This is a genomic window from Alphaproteobacteria bacterium, assembly GCA_026400645.1.
GTDB lineage: Bacteria > Pseudomonadota > Alphaproteobacteria > Paracaedibacterales > CAIULA01 > JAPLOP01.
In genome coordinates, this window is sequence record JAPLOP010000027.1 from 43,060 (window position 1) to 64,448 (window position 21,389).

The window sequence follows — 21,389 nt, forward strand, 5'->3', positions numbered from 1 at the left end:
GGCTGCTCTGTTTTTACAATGGATTGATTTCCCATCCCCGGAGGTTAAAGCCCGGGGATGGGATTTTATTGGTTGGATAAATGATTTGAGTTTATGACTGCATTATTTTTTTGTTGCACCATTTTCAATAAATCTTCATGAGTATTTCCCTACTAAGGCCGATAATATCATTTTCAAAAAGGATTAGTGGGTTTCCTGGATGGCCACGCTCCCCTCGTTCGCTCGCCATGCCGTACGTCATTGTGCGAAGAGCGCAGCCCGATGCGGCCATCCAGACTTTAAAATACCAGAGCCGATGCAATCTCGCACAGTTGTCGATGCTCGTCAGGGCTCAGTTTTAATGTCAGATGAATCATTCCATCCTGGTCGTGGCGGCTTAAAATAACCCCATGGCGATAGCACCATGCCAGGACATCCCCTTGGTCGCTGGTGATCTCCACCTGGATAACATCCTTGTCCCGATTCAAGGTTTGCGAAATCATTCCCAGTAGATTCAAAATCCCATCGCCTGTTTTGGCAGAAATGGCGACGCTATTTTTTTGACGGGCTATGCGGTTAATTAGGGTGTCTTTATCCTCCTCCGTTAGCAGGTCAATTTTATTGTAAACATGGATGATCGGTATGGCATCGGGCGCGCCTTCTTGATGAATATCCAAAATGTCATATAACACAGATTCAACATCATGGGACTGAACATCCCGGTCCACATGGGCACTGTCATGGATATGCAGAATCAGATCGGCGGTTCGAACTTCTTCAAGTGTGGCTCTAAACGCTGCAACCAGTTGTGTTGGTAGGTTCGATATAAACCCCACCGTGTCAGAAAAAACAACCTCGCGGCCGCTGGGCAGTTTTGTTGTCCGCATGGTTGGATCCAGTGTTGCGAACAAAAGGTCCTCCGCAAAGACGCTGGATTCCGTTATCAAATTAAACAGCGTCGATTTGCCGGCATTGGTATACCCAACCAACGCAATCACCGGTGTTGAATAGCGTTGGCGTGCCGCGCGATGAAGGCCCCTGGTGCGTTTGATTGTTTCCAGATCTTTTTCCAATTTGAGGATCCGCGTGTCAATCATACGGCGGTCAAGCTCTAGCTGAGATTCCCCCGGTCCCCCGATAAAGCCAAAGCCGCCCCTCTGCCGTTCGAGGTGGGTCCAGGACCGAACCAGCCGGCTGCGCTGATGATTCAGGGCGGCCAGCTCAACCTGCAATCGCCCCTCTGCCGTGCGGGCGCGTTCCCCAAAAATTTCCAGGATCAACCCCGTACGGTCGATGACCTTGCATTGCCAGGCACGTTCCAGGTTGCGTTGTTGGATGGATGATAGATTTGCATCAACAATCACCAATTCTAGGCCCAGATTGTTGATGCTTTGTTTAATGGTGTCGACGTTCCCACGACCCATCAGGGTTGCCGCTGAAACCGCATTGAGATTGATGATTTGCTGGTATAGCACATTCAGGTTGATGGCCTGGGCCAGGCCGACGGCTTCCTCCAGGGATGCTTCCTGGGTCCGCTTGGGGATGGTTTTGTCCTCTGGCTTTCGGATATGGACATGAATCACGCCCGTTGATAAACCATTGGTTGTAGACGGCCTTGATGGTGAGTGTGTCATTGTGTTTGTGTCCAAAAACGGCAACCGAGTTAAAGAAATGCTAGTCCGTTCCAAAGGAGAAGTCAACGCAACCGTACCGTGCAGGTTCACGCAGGGCATCAGAAAAATCAAGCAGAAAAAACTGCTTAAGTTCCACCCTTCTCCGCCAACACAACCAAATTCTTGACAATTTGTTTTGTCCCCCGCAATCGCTGGTCCATACTGGTCCAGTCGCGCATAAAGACTAACTTTTGGTCGGGGCGGATTTTAGAATGCCCGGCCTTGTTGGTTTCTGGACTTTGCAAAAACAAAAGCAAACCCCGGTGATTACGGAATTGATTATTCCGAAAGGTAACCACAACCCCCTTGGGGCCAACATCTAATTTTTCGATCCCAGCACGACGGCAGAAATTTTTAAGCTCGACCACATCGAACAAATTATTAACCTCCGATGGAAGGGGGCCAAATCGATCGATCATCTCGGCGGCAAATTCATCGATTTCACGGCGTGTTTCAAGGTGGGCAATCCGCCGGTACAACGCAAGCCTCAACCCAAGATCGCTGACGTAAACTTCTGGAATTAATACTGACGTGCCAAGATTCAGCTGTGGCGTCCATTCATAATCGATTGACTTGCCGTCAGCCTGATCCGCCTGTTCCGCGCGGGCCATGATGATCGCTTCTTGTAACAAATGTTGATACAGCTCGACACCGACTTCGCGAATATGGCCGGATTGTTCTTCGCCCACGATGTTGCCTGCACCGCGGATATCCATGTCGTGACTGGCCAATTTGAATCCAGCACCCAATGTGTCCAGGCTTTGCATGACCTGCAATCGTTTTTGGGCTGTTGCCGAAATAGCTTGGTCCGCGGGCAATGTTAGGTATGCGTATCCTTGAGTTTTCGATCGCCCAACTCTGCCTCGCAATTGATATAGCTGCGCCAGACCGAATAAATCTGATCTGTGGATAATCAACGTATTCGCCGTTGGAATATCGATACCCGATTCAATGATATTGGTGCTAAGCAGCAAATCATATTCGCGATCATAAAAGGCTGTCATCACGGCCTCTAGCTCCGCCGGGGGCATTTGACCATGTGCCATGATAAAGCGAATTTCCGGAACAATGGTCACCAGTTGTTCCGACAGGGTTTTCAGATCCTCTATCCTTGGGGAAACATAAAATATCTGGCCGCCACGGTGGTATTCACGCAAAATCGCTTCTCGTTGGACAACTGCATCGAATGGCATCACAAACGTACGAACGGCCAACCGGTCAATTGGCGGGGTCGTAATCAGGCTTAGTTCTCGAACGCCGCTTAGCGCTAGCTGCAACGTGCGTGGAATTGGCGTTGCCGTCATTGTTAAAACATGCACATCCGTTTTCAAGGTTTTCAGACGTTCCTTTTGTTTGACGCCAAAGTGCTGTTCCTCGTCAACGATCAATAATCCAAGATCGGTAAATTTAGTTTTGTCCGACAAAATCGCCGATGTTGCAACGATAATATCAACTTTGCCATCGGCCATGTCCTTTCGAATCAGGGTTGCATCCTTGGGTTTGACCAATCTGGAAAGCTGTTCCACTTTGTACGGCAATCCATGGAATCGCTGGCGAAAGGTATGAAAATGCTGGCGACATAACAGCGTCGTTGGAACAATAACCGCCACCTGCTTTCCATTGGCCACACATAAATACGCCGCCCGCAACGCGACCTCTGTTTTGCCAAAACCAACATCCCCGCAAATCAAACGATCCATCGGCTTGCCGGATGCCAAATCATCCAGCGTTTCTTCGATAGCCCGCAGCTGATCCTCAGTTTCCGCATAGGGAAAGCGTGCACAAAAATCATCATATTCCTGCGTCGTTTTTTCCAATATATCAGCATGATGCAACGTTCGTTCTGCCGCCAATCGAATCAGATAATCCGCAACCTCGCGAATGCGTTTTTTGACCTTTGCTTTTCGATGCTGCCATGCGTTTGATCCCAACCGATCCAATTGCACTGACGATGAATCGTTCCCATATCGGGAAATCGCATCGATATTTTCAACGGGCAGAAAAAGTTTGTCCCCACCATCAAACGCGATGCACAGACAATCATGGGCCACACGTTCCACCTGAACTGTTTCCAGCCCCTTGTATTGCCCCACACCATGTTCACGATGGACAATATAATCATTCACGGCGATTTGGCTGGCTTCATCAAAAAACGCGTCTGACTTTCGTTTCTTTTTAAGGGTACGTGCGACCCGATCGCCCAGAATATCCTGTTCGGTTAAGACCAACCAGGCGGGCGTCAAAAAACCATGCTCAAGCGGCATGGTCAGGGAATAAATTGATTTGGTATTGGCGTTAGTCCGTGGAAACGCATTGACCGGCAGGATTCGTTGGATACCCTGATCACGCAGAATCTGTTCCAATCGCCCCCGGGATCCATCCGTATAACTCGTTAAAATAACTGTGCGGTTGGATTGTTGGTGATCCGCGATTGTATCCTTGACCGTATCAAAAAGTTTGTCCCGCTGTGATTGACGAATCGCTGTAAAATCAGGCGCCAGCCGTCCACCATAATCCGTTGCATCGGGCGAAACATAAGGTGATAAAAAAAATCCCCGGGCAGTTAGCGCGCCCCATTCGTCAGTTGTCCAATACAAAAGCTCTGGCAAGATGGGGCGATAGGATCCACCGGCGTTTTTTCCGATCGGCTGAAGACGTGCTCGGTAATAGTCGCGAATGAGGGCTTGTCGGCTTTGAAAAGCTTGCTCGATGGTGTCATCATAAACGGGGACAAAGTCTTCTAGGTAATCCAACAAGGATTCTGTTTCGGGATAAAAAAGCGGCAGCCAATGTTCCATCCCCGCATAGGATCGGCCGGCAGAAATCGCCTCGTAAAGGGGATCGGATTGTGCCTCGAATAATTCCCGATACTGATGGCGAAATTGATTCTGAGACGCTTCGGTCAAAAGAATTTCATGAACGGGTTTTAGATCGATTTTATTAATCGTTCCAATCGTTCGTTGGTCCAGGGGATCAAATTGCCGCAACGTTTCAACCGTATCGCCAAAAAAATCGATTCGCACAGGAAATTCAACCCCTGTCGGAAATAGATCCATCAGGCTGCCGCGAATCGCATAATCCCCCGGTTCATAAACGGATTCTCGGCGGTTATATCCTTTATCGGCAAGATAGGTTAACAATTGGTCACGGCTGACCTTTTGCCCAACCTGAATATCCAATGATTCACCAAGGAATGATAATCGAGGGGGCAAACGCTGAGCCAGGGCAGAAACGCTGGTGATGACGATAGCGGGTTGGTTTTGGTCCAGCAAAGCCGTCAGCGTCGCCAATCGCGCCGTCACAATATCCAGACTTGGCGAAATGCGATCATACGGCAAACAATCCCATGCAGGGAATATCAAAACAGGAATGGTTGGGTCAATGACCGACACTTGTTGTTTGAGGGTTTCCAGGCGATCGTCTGTTGCCGAAACGAAAAGAAGATTTTTTTTATTTTGCTTAAATAGGTTGGCAATAACAAAGGACTGGTATCCTTGGGGAATGCCGCCTAGTATCTGGTTTAAGCTTTCTGGCTTGCCAGCATTTGTCTTTATTTGGGATGATGATTTTAGGCCAAACACCGCTAACGGACCCCTTTCCTTATTCTGTACAAACACCTTAATGGAACGGTAAGATATCAACAAGGGAAATAGGCTGAGGCAGTTCCCTATACCCAATCTAAACAGAAATGTTGAAATTTTATGACAGATAGTCTTTTTCCACGGGTTATTGCCCATCGGGGGATTGTTTCCGGAAATTATGCCGGCAATAGCCATAGAGCAATCGAGGAGGCTTTGAATTCCCCAGTTGAGGGGATAGAGGTCGATGTTCGACTTTCCAAAGACGGCATTCCGTTTATCTTTCATGATGGGTTGCTTGAAAATTCAACCAATGGCACAGGAAGGCCAGAGGATAAAACGTGGCACCAGCTAAAGGAAATCGAATACACGCAGAATCCCGATCATCATTCGACACTTATCTTGTTGGAGGATGTTTTGAAAATGGTAGGTTCCCATAAATTCCTTTTTCTTCATGCAAAGGATAGGGGAGGGTTTGGGCGCCCCCTTGCGCACGGGATTGTTCGTTTGATTGAAAAATATCACTTACAAAAAAGCATCATTATTGAATCGTTTAATCCGTTTTTCTTGAGGGTTGTGCGGCTTAAATCCAAGGATATCACGATTCTGTATGACTTTAAAATAGACACAAAATCAGCACAGGAAGAGGCGCATCCCGATCGAATCCCCTGGGCATTTAAGCAGCCCTTTATTCAAAAACAAATCGTGCGGCTTTTGCGTCCCGATCTTTTGGGTCCCCATTGGGGTATTGGGCATGATCTTTTGGCCCATTTTGTGCGCCATAATTATCCCATGATGTGTTGGACAGTGGATGATAGTGTGGTTGCAGAACGGCTTTTTTCTGCAGGGATCATGGGTGTTAAAAGTGATTGTCCCTTGAAAATAATGGAAATCTTTATCACAAGACACGCCCCATATTAATCATCCGCACAATAAGGATTAAAAAATAGCTATCAATCAAAAGTTCTGCTAAAGATAGAATCACGGACTTTTAAAAAGATACGCTCTGGTTGTCTCGACAGAGACCGTTTGGAACAAATATTAAGGATACTATGGAATTTCAGAAATTAGGGCTGTCACCGTTATTGTGTGAATCAGTCAGGGGCTTTGGATATACGCAACCAACACCGATTCAAGAACAAGCCATTCCATATGTATTGCGTGGACAAGATGTTCTGGGGTGTGCACAAACCGGCACCGGAAAGACAGCCTCTTTTTTATTGCCCCTGATCCAATTATTGTTGGAATCACCAGGCCGGGCACGGTTGTCAAGGGCCGTGATTTTAGAACCGACCCGGGAATTAGCAACCCAAGTATTGGATAATTTTAAAAATTATTGCAAAAATATCCCCCTGTCAGCTGTGCTTTTGGTTGGCGGAGAATCTTTTTCGGATCAAGAAAAAGCCCTGCAACAAGGGGCGGATGTTTTAATTGCAACCCCTGGGCGTTTGTTGGATTTGATTAACCGGGGCAAAATCATGATGATTGGCACAAAATATGCCGTCATTGACGAAGCCGATCGCATGCTGGATATGGGATTTATTCCTGATGTGGATCGTATTTTGGCAGGGCTTTCACCACAACGGCAGACCCTTTTGTTTAGTGCCACGCTTTCCCCGGAAATCAGGAAACTTGCAAACACGTATTTGGTGAATCCACAGGAAATAACCGTGGCGCCGACCGTCCGGACAGCCATAACCATTCAACAGTTTAGCGTTTCTTTGCCCACGAAGCAAAAACCCCAAGCCGTGCAGGCATTGTTAAAAAAGTATGGAAAAGGGATTTCCAGTCTGATTTTTTGCAATCGCAAACGCGATATTTCGATTCTTGTGACCACATTAAAACGGTATGGCTTTAAGGTGGAGGCGCTTCATGGCGACCTGTCACAAAGCACACGTAACCAGGCCTTGGCTAGCCTCAAGCAAAAGGATTTGGATGTCCTGGTTGCCAGTGACGTTGCAGCCAGAGGATTAGATATCGAGGATCTGGATATCGTCATCAATTACGATGTGCCCATTAACGTCGAAGATTATGTGCATCGCATTGGTCGAACAGGGCGCGCCGGCCAACAGGGGCAGGCCTTTACATTGGTTAGCGATCCCGAGAAAAAACAATGGGCCGCGATTGAAACATTTACCCATCAAAAGATTGATGAATATGTGCTGGTTCTGGAGGACGAGGAGCCTAAAAAAGAAAAACGGGGGCCGCAGCCCAAAAAGGAAACCGCTAGAGCAAAAAGCGAAGAACCCGCACTTGTTACGGATGATTCTGCACATTTGCCATCCTCTGATTCTGTGCCTTTTCTACCCTCTAATTCTGCACATTTGTCATCCTCGGGCTCGACCCGAGGATCTCCGAAAAATCGCAAAGACCTTCGGCCGCGGGGGGATGTTGATGTGGCAGAGAAGGCCACCCAAACCGCTGCACCCACCCCCAGAGCTAGAACGCCCTATGTTCGGCACAATACACCATTCGAGGACAGATCAGTTATTGGATTTGGCGAGCATCTTCCTGATTTTATGGCACGGCCTGTCCCGCTGTTAAACTTATCACAAGGGCTGGATTTGCCCCAAGAAGATGAAGATTTATGTGCTCCTCTCGCATGATTTCCTAATACCATTTTCATGAATTATGGATTAGTGTTTCCTGGATGGCCACACTCTCTTCGTTCGTTCGCCATGACGTCATGGCGAGGAGGGCGAAGCCCGACGTGGCCATCCAGGGCCTGAACGATTGATTGATTATTCATGAAAATGGTATAAGTAAAACACACAGATCCTCGGGTCAAGCCCGAGGATGACAAACAGGGTGTTTCCCCGGAAAATCATCTAGAATATACTATATAAACACAAAGGAATTATAAAAAAATGATTTTGCTGATGCGTTCGCTTTTGTTTTATTTTTTAGTTTTTTTATTTGTGACTATTCCTTATTTTTTAATAATTCCGCTTACTTGCATTTTCCCACGTGCATTTACGTTGCGTATTAATAGTTTATGGTGCAAATCGGCCCTGTTTCTTTTGCGATTCTGTATTGGCCTTGGCTATGAAATTCGCGGGCGCGAAAACCTGGACAAGTTATTGGAAAGTGGTCGTTTTATTATTGCCAGCCAGCATCAGTCAGCGTGGGATGCCATGTTCTTCCCATCGGTTTTAAAAACTTATCGGGCCATTATCAAAAAAGCTCTTCTATTCATCCCTGTATTTGGTTGGTATTTTTACAAAGCTGATTTTATCGCAATCGACAGAAGTGCGGGCATCAAGTCCATCAAAAAACTGCTAACTGATGGGAAAAAGTCAATGAAGGAAGGGGTTCCGATTTTCATGTTCCCAGAGGGGACCCGAACTGAATTTGGCGCCGATGTTCCCTATCAGCCGGGTATTGCGGCGCTTTACAAGGGGCTTGATGTGCCGATACTGCCTGTTGCCTTGAATTCGGGGCTATTTTGGAAACGTCGGGGGATTATTAAATATCCCGGGACCGTCATCGTTCATTTCCTGGAACCCATTCAGCCAGGCCTTTCCAAGGAAGTGTTCATGACGACGTTAAAGAATCGCATTAACGAAGGGGCGGCGACGCTTTAAAACGGCATCACCTTGTTCAGGACCTGCTGCCCCCAGGGGAAAGCCTGCATGTCTGTTAGCTCTCCGCGGCCGCCATAGGATATGCGCAGTTCGGAAATTTTTTCCCCTTGGATTGTATTGGATGATGCGATGTCTTCGCGTCTGATGATACCCAGAACCTGAACCTCGCGCACTTCGTTCACCAGGCGGATTTCTTGTCGACCCTGGATCACCATGTTTCCATTGGGCAATATTTGGATAATGCTTGCGGCAACCTTAAAATTCATTTTGTCCGCAACATTGTATTTTGCTGATCCTGTAAGGGATGGGTTGCTGTTAAAATTAAGCCAGTTGGGATTTGCTACGCCTGGCGCGCCTTGTTGTTTTTTGGGAAGCATTTTTAGCGCTTGTGTTTCAAGGCCCAAAGCATTCGTCACGGTCGTGTTGCCAGATGTTGTCCGTTGAATATTCGGGGTCATTTCAATAGATTCTTTTTGATCAATATTAACCAACACAGTCACAATATCGCCGACTTTATTGGCGCGCTGATCTTTAAAAAACGCCCTGGATCCGGTTTCCCATAATGAATTTTGCCCGCGCCCTGGCAACAGTGTTGGCTGCGGCATTGGCATAGAAATCGGCTGGTATCCCGAAACTCGTGTTGGATCCTGTATTTGGCTAAGCGGCGGTGGATCGCCCACTGTGGATAATTGTTCCGCCAGGTTGCACCCGGACAGGAGGATCGTCATGAGGCATAGCGATGACAAATGCGAAAAATTATGTAAAAAAAATACACTCATCCGATCCTCCCGATTTCTGCTTGATTGGGGCCTGTAATTTTTGCTTGAATCGTTTTCTTTATGACTGGGCCTGATCCGTCCTTGGATGACGATGTTTCAAGCATTATGCTCTCGCCAAAGCTGCCGTTGGACAACGCGGTCGCTTGGGTTGTGATCACCATGGATGGGCTTTTGTAGCTAATCTGAACCCCATCACCCTTTTTTACGATCAGGGGAGATTGCAAATCCGAACGATTAACAGGCGATCCGATTTTAATGGGGGTATGTTTTGATGTTTTGCCCAATAGCTCCTCCTTTTTTGTGACGGTGCTTGGGGATAATTTGTCGGCCGGAAATTTTTGCCATCCAATGTCAGATTCAGAAATAATATCACTTTTCGCAATGGGATTTTTTAAAACAGGAATTTCAATAAGCCATTCAATCTTACCAAGAATTTTTCGTGGTGGATTGCTGCCAATTATCACGTTGGCGCTAAATTGTCGCTGGTCTGTTTGTATCGACAATTGCTGAATGACGATTGAATCGGCACCTTCCCCCTCCTTTAGGTTTCCCCATTGATCGATCCAATGATCGATATGAATTTGAAATTCCTGGGCAATGACTTCTTGGGAAATGGCGGATTTTAGATGACCAATAATCGTATCCTTGGTGATGCGTGGCATGGGCTGCGCCTCGCAATCCACAAACAAACAAAGAAAAAAGAAAAACACCCTAAAGAAAGTCATGATTAGCGTCCTATTTGATTGGCTTTTTCGAGCATGGCATCGCCGGTTTTTAAAACCTTTGTCAGCATTTCATAAATTTTTTCAATCTTGATCAGGTCGGTGATTTCCTCGACAGCGTTGACGTTGGATCCTTCGCGCCATCCTTGTTTGATCATGCCGCGGCGATTGGATCCGGGTGGCCCTTTGTCCGGTGTCCCTGATGCGGATGTTTGTTGGAACATGCTGTCGCCTATGGCCTTTAATCCTGCTGGGTTAAAGAATGTGGATAGCTCAATCTGCCCAACAAGCTGATCCGTTGTTTGCCCTTGGGTTTGAACGTAAACCTGGCCAAACTGATTGATAGAAACAGACAATGTATTGGCCGGCAATGTGATCCCCGGTGCCACAACATATCCCGTTTTTGGCATTACAAGCGTGTTCGAGGCGTTCAATTGCAGCGCCCCAACGCGCGTATAGGATGTGGTGCCATCGGGCATGTTAACCTCAAAAAAACCATCCCCTTCGATCATAAGGTCCAATGGATTGTTAGTCTGAACGGGGGTTCCCTGGTCAAAAATACGATAAATGCCGCCAGCCTGAACGCCCAAACCAACCTGGAGCCCCGTTGGGGAAATGCTGCCGTTATCTGATGTTGGTGAACCAACGCCCCCCAAATCCTGGTAAGGCAAATCATAGGCAACCAGATATTGTCGTTTATATCCGTCGGCGCCTTGTGCTGCAATGTTTTGTGCCTTGATCGACAAATTCATTTCCTGAAGTTGTAGGCCTGTGCGTGTGATATTGAACGCGTTGATAACTGAAGCCATGATTTTGTTTCCTGGTTATTTTTTATTTTTAGGCATTTTGTGGGGATGCATTGATCATCTTTTTTTGAAGCTGTTCGAACTCATCAATGACTTTTTGGGCGTTTTCAAAAAGACGTAATAATTCCAGCATCCGCATACTTTCGACCATGGGAGAAACGTTGGAGCTTTCCAATGATCCCTGCACAATATGGGGCGCATGGGATGGCTGTGCATCGGCTGAGGTTTTAAAAAGCGAAAGCCCTTCGCTGACCAACGCTTGTTCATCATCGAATTCAACAACCCCTATTTTCCCCAAAATCGTATTGTTGCTGGAAAGCGTTCCATCCTGGGCAATACTGATATTTTTAAGCGACCCTGGAAGTAATATCTCGCTTCCGCCGGCACTTAACACGGGATGGCCCGCGGTTGTGATCAATTTACCATCGGTATCAGTCAGGAATTCGCCATTACGGGTGTATCGTGTCCCTTGGGGCGTGTTTACGATGAAATATCCGTTCCCAACAAGGGCAGCATGCAGGGGTGCCCCTGTATTCATCAGGGATCCATTGGTTGTGTCCCTGACCAGGGCCGCCGTCTTGACGTAAGAAATATCTTTATTGTCTTTTGTTTTGTAGACGACTTCTTCTGTGCTGAGGCTGAATGATTGAAAGCCATTTGTCGTCGCGTTAGCCAAATTATTGGCGACGGTATTAAGCTTTAATATCTGCGCTTCCTGCATTGACAGCATTATGGCAGTCGGCTTGAACACCGCGACATTGCTTTTGTATTGAACTTCGGCCATTTTTCACAAGGATGTTTAGAATCTTTGTTCTTATGGATGCATGAATCGTGCCAAAGTATTTTTGTTTATCGGGGATGCATGATCCTGGCTTCCCTCAAATGATGATCCGCATCCAATTGAAGCACGCCCAGGTCTGGATTAAGCGATGCAAGCCGCAGGTAATGGCAAGCCTTTTTGGTATCGATTTTTGTCCCCTGGCCAGTTTTAAACATAATTCCCGCATTAAACTGGGCAGAACCGCATCCCAGCTGGGCGGATTTTATGTAAAATTCAAGGGCCAGTTGCTCATCTTTTTTCACGCCGTGTCCAACCAAATAACTGTCGGCCAGGTCTTTCCATGCCAATGCGGATCCAAATTCACCGGCTCGTTTGAAATAATAATTGGCCAGATAATAACTTTTTCCAAGGCCGCAATATCCATTAAGGTACATAATGCCCAGCATGTGGAGCCCATCAGCATTATCAAAACGTTCCAGATGGCGCAGAAAAATCACGACATCCTTGTTATCATTTTGCACGTGATGAATCACATACTGTTCGACGTTCGCAAAACAGCTCGATGTTTTAAATAGCAGAAACAGAACGACGGGAATATAGCAGTTAAGGATTATTTTAATCTGAGTTCGGCGTAAGAGTGATATCAAAACAAGACCCACCGTAGTCTTCCTCCGGCTTGACCGGAGGATCCAGCTTATAATGATCGCTTTTTTTCTCTGGATCCTATGGTCAAGCCATAGGAAGACTCGCTTTTGTCTGGGTTTTATTAGCTTTTTACGTCGAATTGGGATTATTTTAGTCACCTGATGTCCTTATGCATGGGGAATGCTTCTATTCATAAAGATCGATCACAAATTTACGCTTGACAAGGACGCTTGCATTTGGAACCCGGTTAGCTGCAACAGAAGCGCCACTATTTTCAGTCACCACTGGTACGGCATGTTGAAAATCTGCCTCTTGGCTTGATAATAAGCTGGATACAGATTCTTGGGGGATCTCTGGGACAATCTCGTTTACAGATACATTCAATGAAGAGCTGTTTGCAATGGCATCATTATTGCTGGTGGCATTTTCCGCATCATAGTCCAAAATGGGCGTACTTGCAGACTCCCTCTCGTGTGTTTGATTTGGACTTGTGCTCGGATTATTGTTGATAGAATCTAATTCATAGTCTGCAACAGGTGTGTTGGCTGCAAATCCGATTCCATATAGAATAAGCTGAAAGCCTAGCGCGCGCACTAAAGAAGAAAACAACATATCGATACTCTTTTACTGTCTAAAAAACTGATATCTATATGATAGAATCGTTTTTTTAATAAAACAATCGTTAAGAATGTCCGACAACCATTTTTGATTGAACCTGCGCATAGGCATCCAATGCTTTTTTATCTTTTGTCAGTAATGATACGATAATCCCAATAATAAATGATGCAGGTATTGTCAAGATTGCTGGGCTTTTGAGTGGGAAAATCGCAGTAGAGCAATGAAACACATCAACCATAACAGTTGGTGACAGAACAATCAGCAGTACGCTGCCAAGTGTTCCGAATACCATGCTGGCAACGGCCCCCTGGGTTGTGTGACGGCGCCAATACAGGCACAAAATCAATGCGGGGAATGTGGCGCTGCCTGCAATCGCAAAGGCAAGCCCAACCAACACAGTGACGTTTTGTCCCTGAAAAGCGATGCCCAATATGACGGACAGGATTCCAAGGCCAACCGTTGTTATGCGGGCAACCAGCAATTGTTCCTTTGATGAAACGGGGCCCTTTCTGATAACGCCAACCCACAGATCATGTGATATTGCAGCTGCACCCGACAACGTTAATCCCGCAACAACGGCCAGGATTGTCGAAAACGTCACGGCGGCGATAAAGCCCAATAGGGGGGTTCCGCCAGTGACCTCTGCCAACAAAAGCGCCGAAACATTGCCGCCCTTATCCAGGGATCGGATTGTTTCTTGCCCCACAAGGACAAGTGCCCCAAATCCCATAATAATAACGAACAGGTAAAAAATGCCAATCACTGTGGTGGCGTAAAAAACGGACATTCTGGCAGCCTTTGGATTGGCAACCGTATAAAAGCGCATCAATAAATGGGGCAGGCCAACAGTCCCGAACATAAAGGCGATTCCAACGGAAACAGCCTCCCACGGATTTAAATAAAGATTACCGGGTCTTAACAGGGAATCCCCATAAATGACGCCGACCTCTTTAAACAATAAAAGCGGATTAAAATCAAATTCGGACAACACCAGGACAACAAGTATCGCGGACCCTATGAGCAACAAAACGGCTTTTATGATTTGGACCCAGGTTGTGGCCAGCATGCCGCCAAACAAAACGTATCCAATCATGACTGTCCCAACCAAGATTTCAGCCAGCAGATAATCAATGCCAAAAATAAGCTTGATCAAGGTTCCGGCCCCAACCATTTGTGTAATCATGTAAAAAATAATAATGACAAGGCTACTGATCGAGGAGGCCGTCCGAATCGGTTTTTCCGAAAAGCGTGTAATCAGGGCATCTGTAAATGTATATTTCCCAAGGTTCCGAAGGGGTTCAGCAACCAAGAAAAGCAACAATGGCCAGCCCATCAACCCGCCAACGATGTAAATAAAGGAATCAAATCCACAAAGGACGATCAGTCCCGTGAATCCCAAAAAGCTGGACGCGCTGATAAAATCACCCGCCAAAGCCAGTCCATTTTGAAATCCGGTAATATTGCCACCGGCTGAGAAAAATTCGTCAGTCGTTTTTGTTTTTTTGGCCGCCCAATATGTGATAAAGCCACTTAATATAATAAAGAGCAGAAAAAGAGCAATGGAAAAGCTATCGGGGTTGCCAACTTGTGAACGCATGTTTTAACCTCTGACCGGTCTTTTTTTTCCTGCTTTTGGCATTTTTTTTGCCTCTAGCAAGAATTTTGATAACTTATCTTGAAATGCATTGGCCCACAAAGCATAGGCCAGCGTTAATATCATGGCGAAAACAATAACGCCAACTCCCCAAATAATGCCAACGCTTAGGCCGGGAGTGATCTGCGTGACGATGATGTCCTTGGAAAAAGCTGCAAAAATCAGAAACGTTACAAATGTACTAATTAATAAGGCTGAAAAAAACAAGGAAACACGTTTCTTTGTTTTGTAAAACTTAAATGTTTGAAACGTGTTCATGTGAAATTCTCTTAATTAATTATTATTTTAGCGAAAATTTATTTTATTTTAAACATACCTTTGCATCTATGGCAATAGTCTTTCAAAAAAATGGAAAATCATCGGGCATGGGTACGGTCGATTGAACCAGGCGCCGACGAATCAAAGGCAAGTCTTTTCCATCAAACAGATGCTGCCTTAGAAAATATTCTGTCAGGATGTATGCTTTTTGTAATTCTTCTGGCCCGCATGATGCATTGGGATTAACCAAAAAATTGGGCAAAAGGAAAAGACGATCCTTGTATGGATCCCCAACCGATTTACAGACAGCACGACCGGTTTTTGGCGAAACGTATGCTAAATCATCTGTTGATTGGGTCACAGCACAGGCACGTAAATCCAATCCAAATCCCAAAACTGATAGCAATTTAAGCTCGAAAAAAATGTAGTCCTTTTGCCAATGGTCGCCGCACCTTATAAGGGTGTGCAAAAAATCCTCAAAATACTCATAAAGCTCAGAATAAGGATGGCGTTCAGGCAGGCTTTTATCAAGCAACGCACAGGCCGAGCTGAGCGCCGCCAGGGAAAGGGGTTTTTTGAAAATTTTTATCCACAAGGATTCAAGGGGGTCAAGTTTCCAGTTTCCCAAATGTTCTGAAAGTCGTGCATTCCAGGTGACTTCTGCGATTGTGCCAGGCTGTTGGCTTGATTGTGGATTCTGCGATTTGGAACCAAGACGAATCAAGCCATTATGCTTTCCATGTTCCCTGGTGAAAACGGTAACAATAGAGCTATGTTCACTGGAAACACGCTGACTTAGAATGATCCCCCGGTCTGTCCATTTCATAGGATTGTCACAAATCTAGATAAGTTTTGTAAAGAATGATGGTTTTAGCCCAGAACATCAAGCGGACATTGAAGTCGCGTGGGGATTATTGTATCCTTACCCGAAGTCATTTCCCTAGGTGTTCAATCTGTATGTTCAAAAAACTCCTCCTCAGTCTTTTAATCAGCTGTCTTTTTGGTGTTTCATCCCAAGCGGCCAAACCAAAAAAACAACCCCCTGTGGTGGCGGCTCACCAAAAGCAAGTAGTGCCAGAGGCAACAAAACCAGAGCTTCCAGCAAGCGCAATCCCCGTCGATATCGAGGTCACTGCCAAGCAGGCCATATTGGCGGATTATCAAACCGGGGCAGTATTGTTGCAAAAAAATGCTGACGAATCCATGCACCCATCATCCATGACAAAAATCATGACAGCCTATTTGGTTATGGATAAAATAAAATCCGGCATCGTAAAGCCCGACACCGTTTTGACGGTGGGCAAAAATGGGTGGAAGGTGGAGGGATCGTCCATGATGCTGAATATCAATGACCAGGTAAAAATTGACGAACTTCTTAAGGGATTAATTATTTCATCCGGAAACGATGCTGCTGTTGTGTTGGCCGAAGGGTTGTCCGGAACAGAAAATACGTTCGCCGCAGAAATGACGCGGAAAGCCCAGGAAATGGGGGCAAACCAAACACGCTTTTTGAATGCAAGTGGCCTTCCCCATTCGGATCATTTAACAACAGCCAGGGATTTGCTAACGATATCAATGCGCGTGGTGGATGATTTTCCTGAATTTTATCACCTTTATAGCGAAAAAGAATATACCTATGGTGGCATCAAGCAGGGCAATCGTAACCCACTGCTCTATAAAAACATTGGTTGTGATGGGATTAAGACGGGCCATTCCAATGCGGGTGGATACGGCATGGTTGCGTCCTGCATTCAGGATGGGCAGCGCTTGATCCTTATTATTAATGGCCTGCCTTCTATGCAGGCGCGGGCTGACGAAGCGATGAAGCTGGTCACCTGGGGACGGCGGACATTTGCAAACTATACTCTGTTTAAAGCCCAACAACTCATCGAACAGATTCCTGTTTGGTATGGACGGGAAAATTTCTTGCCTGTCACGGTTGAAAAGGATGCTGTGATTGCGTTGGCGCGTGTGGGCAGAAAAGACATGGTCGTCAAGCTGAAATATGAATCGCCAATCGCCGCGCCCATTCAAAAAGGAACGGTCGTTGGGCATATCATTGTCACATCGCCTGCCTTGCCAAAGCCAATAGAGATCCCCTTGGTTGCGGCAATTACAATTGAAAAAGCGGGATTCTTCAAACGGATGAAAGATTCGGTATGTTATTTAATTTGGGGAAATCCGCGGATTTAAGAATAAGCCGCTTTCAATAGACCTTCTTGAGTTTGAGCAATTTCTGGATTGCTTCTTCGGGCTTCGCCCTCATCGCAATGACGACGTTGTCATGGCGAGCGAACGAAGTGAAGTGTGGCCATCCAGGAAACTCACTGATCATTTATGAAAATGGTATCAGATCCGGGTATAGGCATTCCAAAACAGCATTAAGGCGTTGCCGTCCATCCGTGGTGGATGATAAAAAACGGCCATCAAATGTCAGATATCCGGCTGTTGTTAATTTTTCTAACGGGGGTCGCTGCACGAAATCCGTTAACGGAATTGGCAGTGCCTGGCAATCGATTGGCTCATCAGTACGCAGGCCCATCATGAGTATTTCACGCATTTGTTCCGTCGCCGTTAGTTCAACAACTTCATCATCGCCCGTTCCATGATCCTTGATTGATTGCAACCATGCTTCGGGGGATTTTTTTTGCCTTGTTGCATATTTTTTGCCATCGATGGTAAGGCGACCATGTGCGCCCGGGCCAACGCCAGCGTAATCCTGATACCGCCAATAAACCAAATTATGACGACATTCTGATCCTGGTTTTGCGTGATTCGAAATTTCATAGGCTGGCATTCCATGATCGATCATCATCGATTGGGTCAGCTCAAACAAATCAGCTGATAAATCATCGTGGGGCAGGGGGAGCTCTCCGCGGGCGAAAAGGGTCGCGAACGCGGTGCCAGGCTCAATTGTTAATTGGTACAACGACAAATGGTCCGTCCCAAATTTCAGGGCTTGGGTAAGTTCGGTTTTCCATGCGGAAATTGTCTGGGAAGTTCGTGCATAAATCAAATCAAACGAAACGCGATCAAATGTGGAGCGGGCAATTTCGATTGCCTTGATCGCCTCATTGGCGCTGTGTTGGCGCCCAAGGGCCTTTAGGTCTGTATCATTGAGTGCCTGAACCCCTAAGGACAGACGATTGACCCCGGCTTTTTTTAAGGCCAGAAATTTTTCAACTTCCACGGAATTGGGGTTTGCTTCTAGTGAAATCTCGAGGTGTGCCTCTGGCTGCCACAACGTCGTTGCTTCGTCAATGAGGGCTGCAACGGTTTGAGGGCTCATGAGGGATGGGGTCCCCCCGCCGAAAAAAATACTTTTTAAGGTGCGTTTCCCCAGGATTGTGGACAGTCTTTTTAATTCACCCAGAAGCGCATTTTTCCACGCATCCTCGTCAATTGATCGGCGAACATGGCTGTTGAAATCACAATAGGGGCACTTAGAAAGACAGAATGGCCAGTGGATGTAAAGGGATATCACCGGGTCTTTATTTCTTTTTCCAATGCGGTTTGCGTTTGGAAATAATAGCTTCGGACGGTGGCATAGGGATCAAGAGAGCTTGCTTCTATGTCATTAAGGGCATCGATTAATTTGGATCGCTTATCGATGGCATCCAACCCATATAATGCCCAAAGAATGTATCCCTGTTGGCCATATCTGTTGTGTCTTTGATGTTTGTTTCTGGCCACATAGCCAACCGGATTCAGGATCATGTCCCCCGCCATGCCATAGGCCGCCCGAAAGGACGATGGTCCAACAACGGGGATCACAAGGTACGGCCCTGTGCCCATTCCCCATGTTGCAAATGTATGATTGAGTGTTGTTGGGTGGCTGGGCACGCCCATTTCCTTTGCTACATCCATCACGCCGAGCAAGCCAATGGTGGAATTAATCACGAACCTGAAAATCGTATTCATGGCCCGCTCGCCTTCCCCCTGGAAGGTATGATTAATAAAAGTCAACGGTGCAAAAACATTACCAATAAAATTCTGTGTGGCATCCTTTACCGCGTCTGGAATTGTGTCACGATACAGAATGGCCACAGGTTTGAGGATCAGGCCATCTACAACATGGTTGATGCTGTATAAAACCCGATTGAGGGGTTCTAACGGGTCAGGCTCGGATTCAGATTCATACTCATTTTCCAGGGACGTTGTCCGGGGCAGATCGGGCGATGATATCAGGTTATCAACACCCATCGGTGCTGTTTCTGCCAGGTTTTCACAGATAGCGGTGCCATCGCTTGTGCAGACAAGCAAACTAGCCATAATAAGAATTCGAATAATTTTTGTCACGCTGGGCCAGACTTTATTTGTAATGGTGGAGGTATAAACAGCTAAACGTATTCAACTGTCTTAATCGAATACACCTTGCTGCCATTTGGTGTGGTGACTTCAACGCTATCGCCGGCTTTTTTTGCAATCAAAGCACGCGCCAACGGAGAGGTAATGGATAGAAAGCCAGTACGTACATCGGCTTCGTCGCTACCAACAATTTGGTAGTGAACAACGTCATTCGTGTCTTCGTCTTTCAAAACGACTGTGGCCCCGAACTTAATGTCCTCGCCAGATATCTTGCTGACATCGATAACCTCGGCCCGACTTACTTTGTCTTCTAGTTCGCCCAAACGCCCCTCGAGGAAGCTTTGGCGTTCTCTGGCTGCATGATATTCAGCATTTTCTGACAAATCACCATGTTCACGCGCATCAGAGATAGCCTTAATGACAGAGGGACGCTCCACGCTTTTTAAATGACGCATTTCTTCTTGGAGTCTCTCGAAGCCTCTTACTGTCATTGGTAACTTTTTTTCCATAATTCCCTTGTCCGTTTTAACCAAGGCACCGACGGCCTTAGTGTGTCTGATGAATATCTGCTATCACCCATTGGAAATGAAGAAACTGGTTTGCCGCGCTCTCTTCGTTCGCTCGCAATGACGTCTTTGCGAGGATGGCGAAGCCAACGAAGCAATCTAGTCAGCACCTTCAGGTTGAATGAGTATATAAATAGCCTATAGAAAATAATTCTACAAAAAATACGACCGAAAAAGCAACAAAAAACAAAAATTGACCTTTATTTGGCTAATTCTTCCCCGCATAGGCGGGCCAATTCTATCGCCTGATTTTTATTAAGACGGGGGTCGCATGCGGACGTATAATTCCTGGGTACCATTTCCTCGTCAATGCCATTGGCTGGATCGTAGCATTCCGTAACGGATTCTGGTGTTATTTCGCAATGCAATCCACTGGGATGGAGTCCGGCTTCTTTAACGATTCGCATAAATTGAGCAAGTTCGTAACAGACAGCATCAAAATTGCGTGTTTTAATACCGTTGGAAAGTTTTCTGGTGTTGCCATGCATGGGATCGCACATCCACAATACGGGGGCATCCAAAAAGTGCCGCAGTAGTTTTGGCAAAATGCCGTTAATGGCGTCTGCACCGAAACGACAAATAATGATAAGTTTTCCAAGGTTTTGTGAGGGATTCAGAATTTTAATAAGTGAATCGACCTCGTGTTGATGAATGGAGGGGCCAATTTTGACGCCGATTGGGTTGGCAATCCCTCTGGCAAAGGCGATATGGGCACCTTGGATCTGGCGCGTTCGCTCGCCAATCCACAAACAATGCGCAGATGTTGCGTACCAATCTCCTGTTTTGGGATCTGGCCGGACAAGCCCTTGTTCATAGGGTAGTAAATAGGCTTCGTGAGCAATGAAAAGATTGTTTGCAAATTGCAGGGAAGACTGGGGATGTGGTTGATTGTTTAACGATCGCAAATCCTCCAGAACCGCGTTGGAAACGGAATAGGCTTTAAGCATTCGTTCTGGATCTGGTTTTCTGTCTTCAAAGTTTTGACCATTGATAATCTCGCCTTGAAAATTGGGGACAATCATTCCTTGAATATTTTCGATCATACAGGATCGGGGTTTGGCAAATTGCCCCGCCATTCGCCCCGTGACGATCACCTGCCCTGGAATATTGGGGGAAATCACGTCATGCATAGTGGCCAAAAGGTCGACCTTGCGTACAGTATATGAAAAATAGCTATGCGCAAACGTTTCGGCGCAATCCCCTGCCTGGAGCAAAAATCCTTTTTCTGCGTGGAGTGTTTCAAGCTGATGCTGAAAGGCCTGGATTTCAGCGATTGATACAAGGGGGCGTTGTTTTTCTAGGTACAAAACATATTTTTCAAGCTGTTGGTTATCTAGGTATAATGGTCCCTGGCTTAGGGGATGAGATTGCCAAGCTTTTGGACACCACTCGTCCGGCACGGGGGTCGTTTGAGATGCATAAAAATGATTCGACAATT

General features: G+C 46.3%; 19 protein-coding genes. 4 read left to right on the top strand and 15 right to left on the bottom strand.

Features of this window, described 5'->3' with window-relative positions:
- Positions 1-278 precede the first annotated feature (278 nt).
- Together hflX and mfd are read right to left on the bottom strand one after the other, a co-directional pair.
- The gene (gene hflX / locus NTX76_04375) at positions 279-1,613 is read right to left on the bottom strand and encodes a GTPase HflX (GenBank protein ID MCX7338498.1); all 1,335 of its coding nucleotides are present in this window, start codon (positions 1,611-1,613) and stop codon (positions 279-281) included.
- 125 nt (positions 1,614-1,738) lie between these two features.
- Positions 1,739-5,233, bottom strand: coding sequence for a transcription-repair coupling factor (gene mfd / locus NTX76_04380; GenBank protein MCX7338499.1), 3,495 nt, complete (start codon positions 5,231-5,233; stop codon positions 1,739-1,741).
- Positions 5,234-5,353: 120 nt separating this feature from the next.
- Here mfd and NTX76_04385 point away from each other — a divergent pair, with 120 nt between their 5' ends.
- The 3 genes from NTX76_04385 (at position 5,354) to NTX76_04395 (ending at position 8,814) form a co-directional block, all read left to right on the top strand.
- The gene (locus tag NTX76_04385; GenBank protein MCX7338500.1) at positions 5,354-6,151 is read left to right on the top strand and encodes a glycerophosphodiester phosphodiesterase; all 798 of its coding nucleotides are present in this window, start codon (positions 5,354-5,356) and stop codon (positions 6,149-6,151) included.
- A gap of 131 nt (positions 6,152-6,282) precedes the next feature.
- Complete coding sequence (locus NTX76_04390) at positions 6,283-7,836, top strand: DEAD/DEAH box helicase (protein MCX7338501.1); 1,554 nt, start codon at positions 6,283-6,285, stop codon at positions 7,834-7,836.
- A gap of 261 nt (positions 7,837-8,097) precedes the next feature.
- A complete protein-coding gene (locus tag NTX76_04395; protein ID MCX7338502.1) occupies positions 8,098-8,814 on the top strand; it encodes a lysophospholipid acyltransferase family protein in 717 nt (238 codons plus the stop codon).
- Here the strand turns inward: NTX76_04395 and NTX76_04400 are convergent.
- The 9 genes from NTX76_04400 to recO form a co-directional block, all read right to left on the bottom strand.
- Complete coding sequence (locus tag NTX76_04400; protein ID MCX7338503.1) at positions 8,811-9,542, bottom strand: flagellar basal body L-ring protein FlgH; 732 nt, start codon at positions 9,540-9,542, stop codon at positions 8,811-8,813. The genes NTX76_04395 and NTX76_04400 overlap by 4 nt on opposite strands.
- Positions 9,543-9,589: 47 nt before the next feature.
- Positions 9,590-10,318, bottom strand: a complete 729-nt coding sequence (gene flgA / locus NTX76_04405) for a flagellar basal body P-ring formation chaperone FlgA (protein MCX7338504.1) — start codon at positions 10,316-10,318, stop codon at positions 9,590-9,592.
- 2 nt (positions 10,319-10,320) lie between these two features.
- Positions 10,321-11,124: a flagellar basal-body rod protein FlgG gene (flgG, locus tag NTX76_04410; GenBank protein MCX7338505.1), complete on the bottom strand. Its 804-nt coding sequence runs from the start codon at positions 11,122-11,124 to the stop codon at positions 10,321-10,323.
- 28 nt (positions 11,125-11,152) lie between these two features.
- Complete coding sequence (locus NTX76_04415; protein ID MCX7338506.1) at positions 11,153-11,905, bottom strand: flagellar hook-basal body complex protein; 753 nt, start codon at positions 11,903-11,905, stop codon at positions 11,153-11,155.
- Positions 11,906-11,970: 65 nt separating this feature from the next.
- Positions 11,971-12,423, bottom strand: a complete 453-nt coding sequence (locus NTX76_04420) for a tetratricopeptide repeat protein (GenBank protein ID MCX7338507.1) — start codon at positions 12,421-12,423, stop codon at positions 11,971-11,973.
- A gap of 310 nt (positions 12,424-12,733) precedes the next feature.
- Complete coding sequence (locus tag NTX76_04425; GenBank protein MCX7338508.1) at positions 12,734-13,159, bottom strand: hypothetical protein; 426 nt, start codon at positions 13,157-13,159, stop codon at positions 12,734-12,736.
- 70 nt (positions 13,160-13,229) lie between these two features.
- The gene (locus NTX76_04430; protein ID MCX7338509.1) at positions 13,230-14,762 is read right to left on the bottom strand and encodes a sodium/solute symporter; all 1,533 of its coding nucleotides are present in this window, start codon (positions 14,760-14,762) and stop codon (positions 13,230-13,232) included.
- A 3-nt stretch (positions 14,763-14,765) separates the two neighbouring features.
- Positions 14,766-15,077: a DUF485 domain-containing protein gene (locus tag NTX76_04435; GenBank protein MCX7338510.1), complete on the bottom strand. Its 312-nt coding sequence runs from the start codon at positions 15,075-15,077 to the stop codon at positions 14,766-14,768.
- 82 nt (positions 15,078-15,159) lie between these two features.
- Positions 15,160-15,903 carry a DNA repair protein RecO gene (recO, locus tag NTX76_04440; protein ID MCX7338511.1) on the bottom strand — a complete coding sequence of 248 codons (744 nt, stop codon included), beginning with the start codon at positions 15,901-15,903 and terminating at the stop codon, positions 15,160-15,162.
- A gap of 131 nt (positions 15,904-16,034) precedes the next feature.
- Between recO and NTX76_04445 the strand changes: the two genes are divergently transcribed.
- Positions 16,035-17,270, top strand: a complete 1,236-nt coding sequence (locus tag NTX76_04445) for a D-alanyl-D-alanine carboxypeptidase (GenBank protein MCX7338512.1) — start codon at positions 16,035-16,037, stop codon at positions 17,268-17,270.
- Between the two features lie 142 nt (positions 17,271-17,412).
- Here NTX76_04445 and hemW read toward each other — a convergent pair whose 3' ends face one another.
- The 4 genes from hemW to NTX76_04465 all read right to left on the bottom strand — a co-directional run bounded on the left by hemW (position 17,413) and on the right by NTX76_04465 (position 21,387).
- Positions 17,413-18,561, bottom strand: a complete 1,149-nt coding sequence (gene hemW / locus NTX76_04450; protein MCX7338513.1) for a radical SAM family heme chaperone HemW — start codon at positions 18,559-18,561, stop codon at positions 17,413-17,415.
- The gene (locus NTX76_04455) at positions 18,558-19,376 is read right to left on the bottom strand and encodes a VacJ family lipoprotein (protein ID MCX7338514.1); all 819 of its coding nucleotides are present in this window, start codon (positions 19,374-19,376) and stop codon (positions 18,558-18,560) included. Before NTX76_04455 ends, hemW begins: the two co-directional genes overlap by 4 nt.
- A 41-nt stretch (positions 19,377-19,417) precedes the next feature.
- Positions 19,418-19,894, bottom strand: coding sequence for a transcription elongation factor GreA (gene greA, locus NTX76_04460; GenBank protein MCX7338515.1), 477 nt, complete (start codon positions 19,892-19,894; stop codon positions 19,418-19,420).
- 257 nt (positions 19,895-20,151) lie between these two features.
- Positions 20,152-21,387, bottom strand: a complete 1,236-nt coding sequence (locus tag NTX76_04465; protein MCX7338516.1) for a 3-deoxy-7-phosphoheptulonate synthase — start codon at positions 21,385-21,387, stop codon at positions 20,152-20,154.
- Positions 21,388-21,389 lie beyond the last annotated feature (2 nt).

Bases quoted from the DNA above. Each gene is read 5' to 3' on its own strand.
- NTX76_04415 (MCX7338506.1), bottom strand. From the start codon at position 11,905: ATGGCCGAAGTTCAATACAAAAGCAATGTCGCGGTGTTCAAGCCGACT.
- NTX76_04425 (MCX7338508.1), bottom strand. From the start codon at position 13,159: ATGTTGTTTTCTTCTTTAGTGCGCGCGCTAGGCTTTCAGCTTATTCTA.
- NTX76_04385 (MCX7338500.1), top strand. From the start codon at position 5,354: ATGACAGATAGTCTTTTTCCACGGGTTATTGCCCATCGGGGGATTGTT.
- recO (MCX7338511.1), bottom strand. From the start codon at position 15,903: ATGAAATGGACAGACCGGGGGATCATTCTAAGTCAGCGTGTTTCCAGT.
- NTX76_04435 (MCX7338510.1), bottom strand. From the start codon at position 15,077: ATGAACACGTTTCAAACATTTAAGTTTTACAAAACAAAGAAACGTGTT.
- NTX76_04400 (MCX7338503.1), bottom strand. From the start codon at position 9,542: ATGACGATCCTCCTGTCCGGGTGCAACCTGGCGGAACAATTATCCACA.
- greA (MCX7338515.1), bottom strand. From the start codon at position 19,894: ATGGAAAAAAAGTTACCAATGACAGTAAGAGGCTTCGAGAGACTCCAA.
- flgA (MCX7338504.1), bottom strand. From the start codon at position 10,318: ATGACTTTCTTTAGGGTGTTTTTCTTTTTTCTTTGTTTGTTTGTGGAT.
- hflX (MCX7338498.1), bottom strand. From the start codon at position 1,613: ATGACACACTCACCATCAAGGCCGTCTACAACCAATGGTTTATCAACG.
- NTX76_04390 (MCX7338501.1), top strand. From the start codon at position 6,283: ATGGAATTTCAGAAATTAGGGCTGTCACCGTTATTGTGTGAATCAGTC.
- NTX76_04445 (MCX7338512.1), top strand. From the start codon at position 16,035: ATGTTCAAAAAACTCCTCCTCAGTCTTTTAATCAGCTGTCTTTTTGGT.
- NTX76_04395 (MCX7338502.1), top strand. From the start codon at position 8,098: ATGATTTTGCTGATGCGTTCGCTTTTGTTTTATTTTTTAGTTTTTTTA.
- flgG (MCX7338505.1), bottom strand. From the start codon at position 11,124: ATGGCTTCAGTTATCAACGCGTTCAATATCACACGCACAGGCCTACAA.
- NTX76_04430 (MCX7338509.1), bottom strand. From the start codon at position 14,762: ATGCGTTCACAAGTTGGCAACCCCGATAGCTTTTCCATTGCTCTTTTT.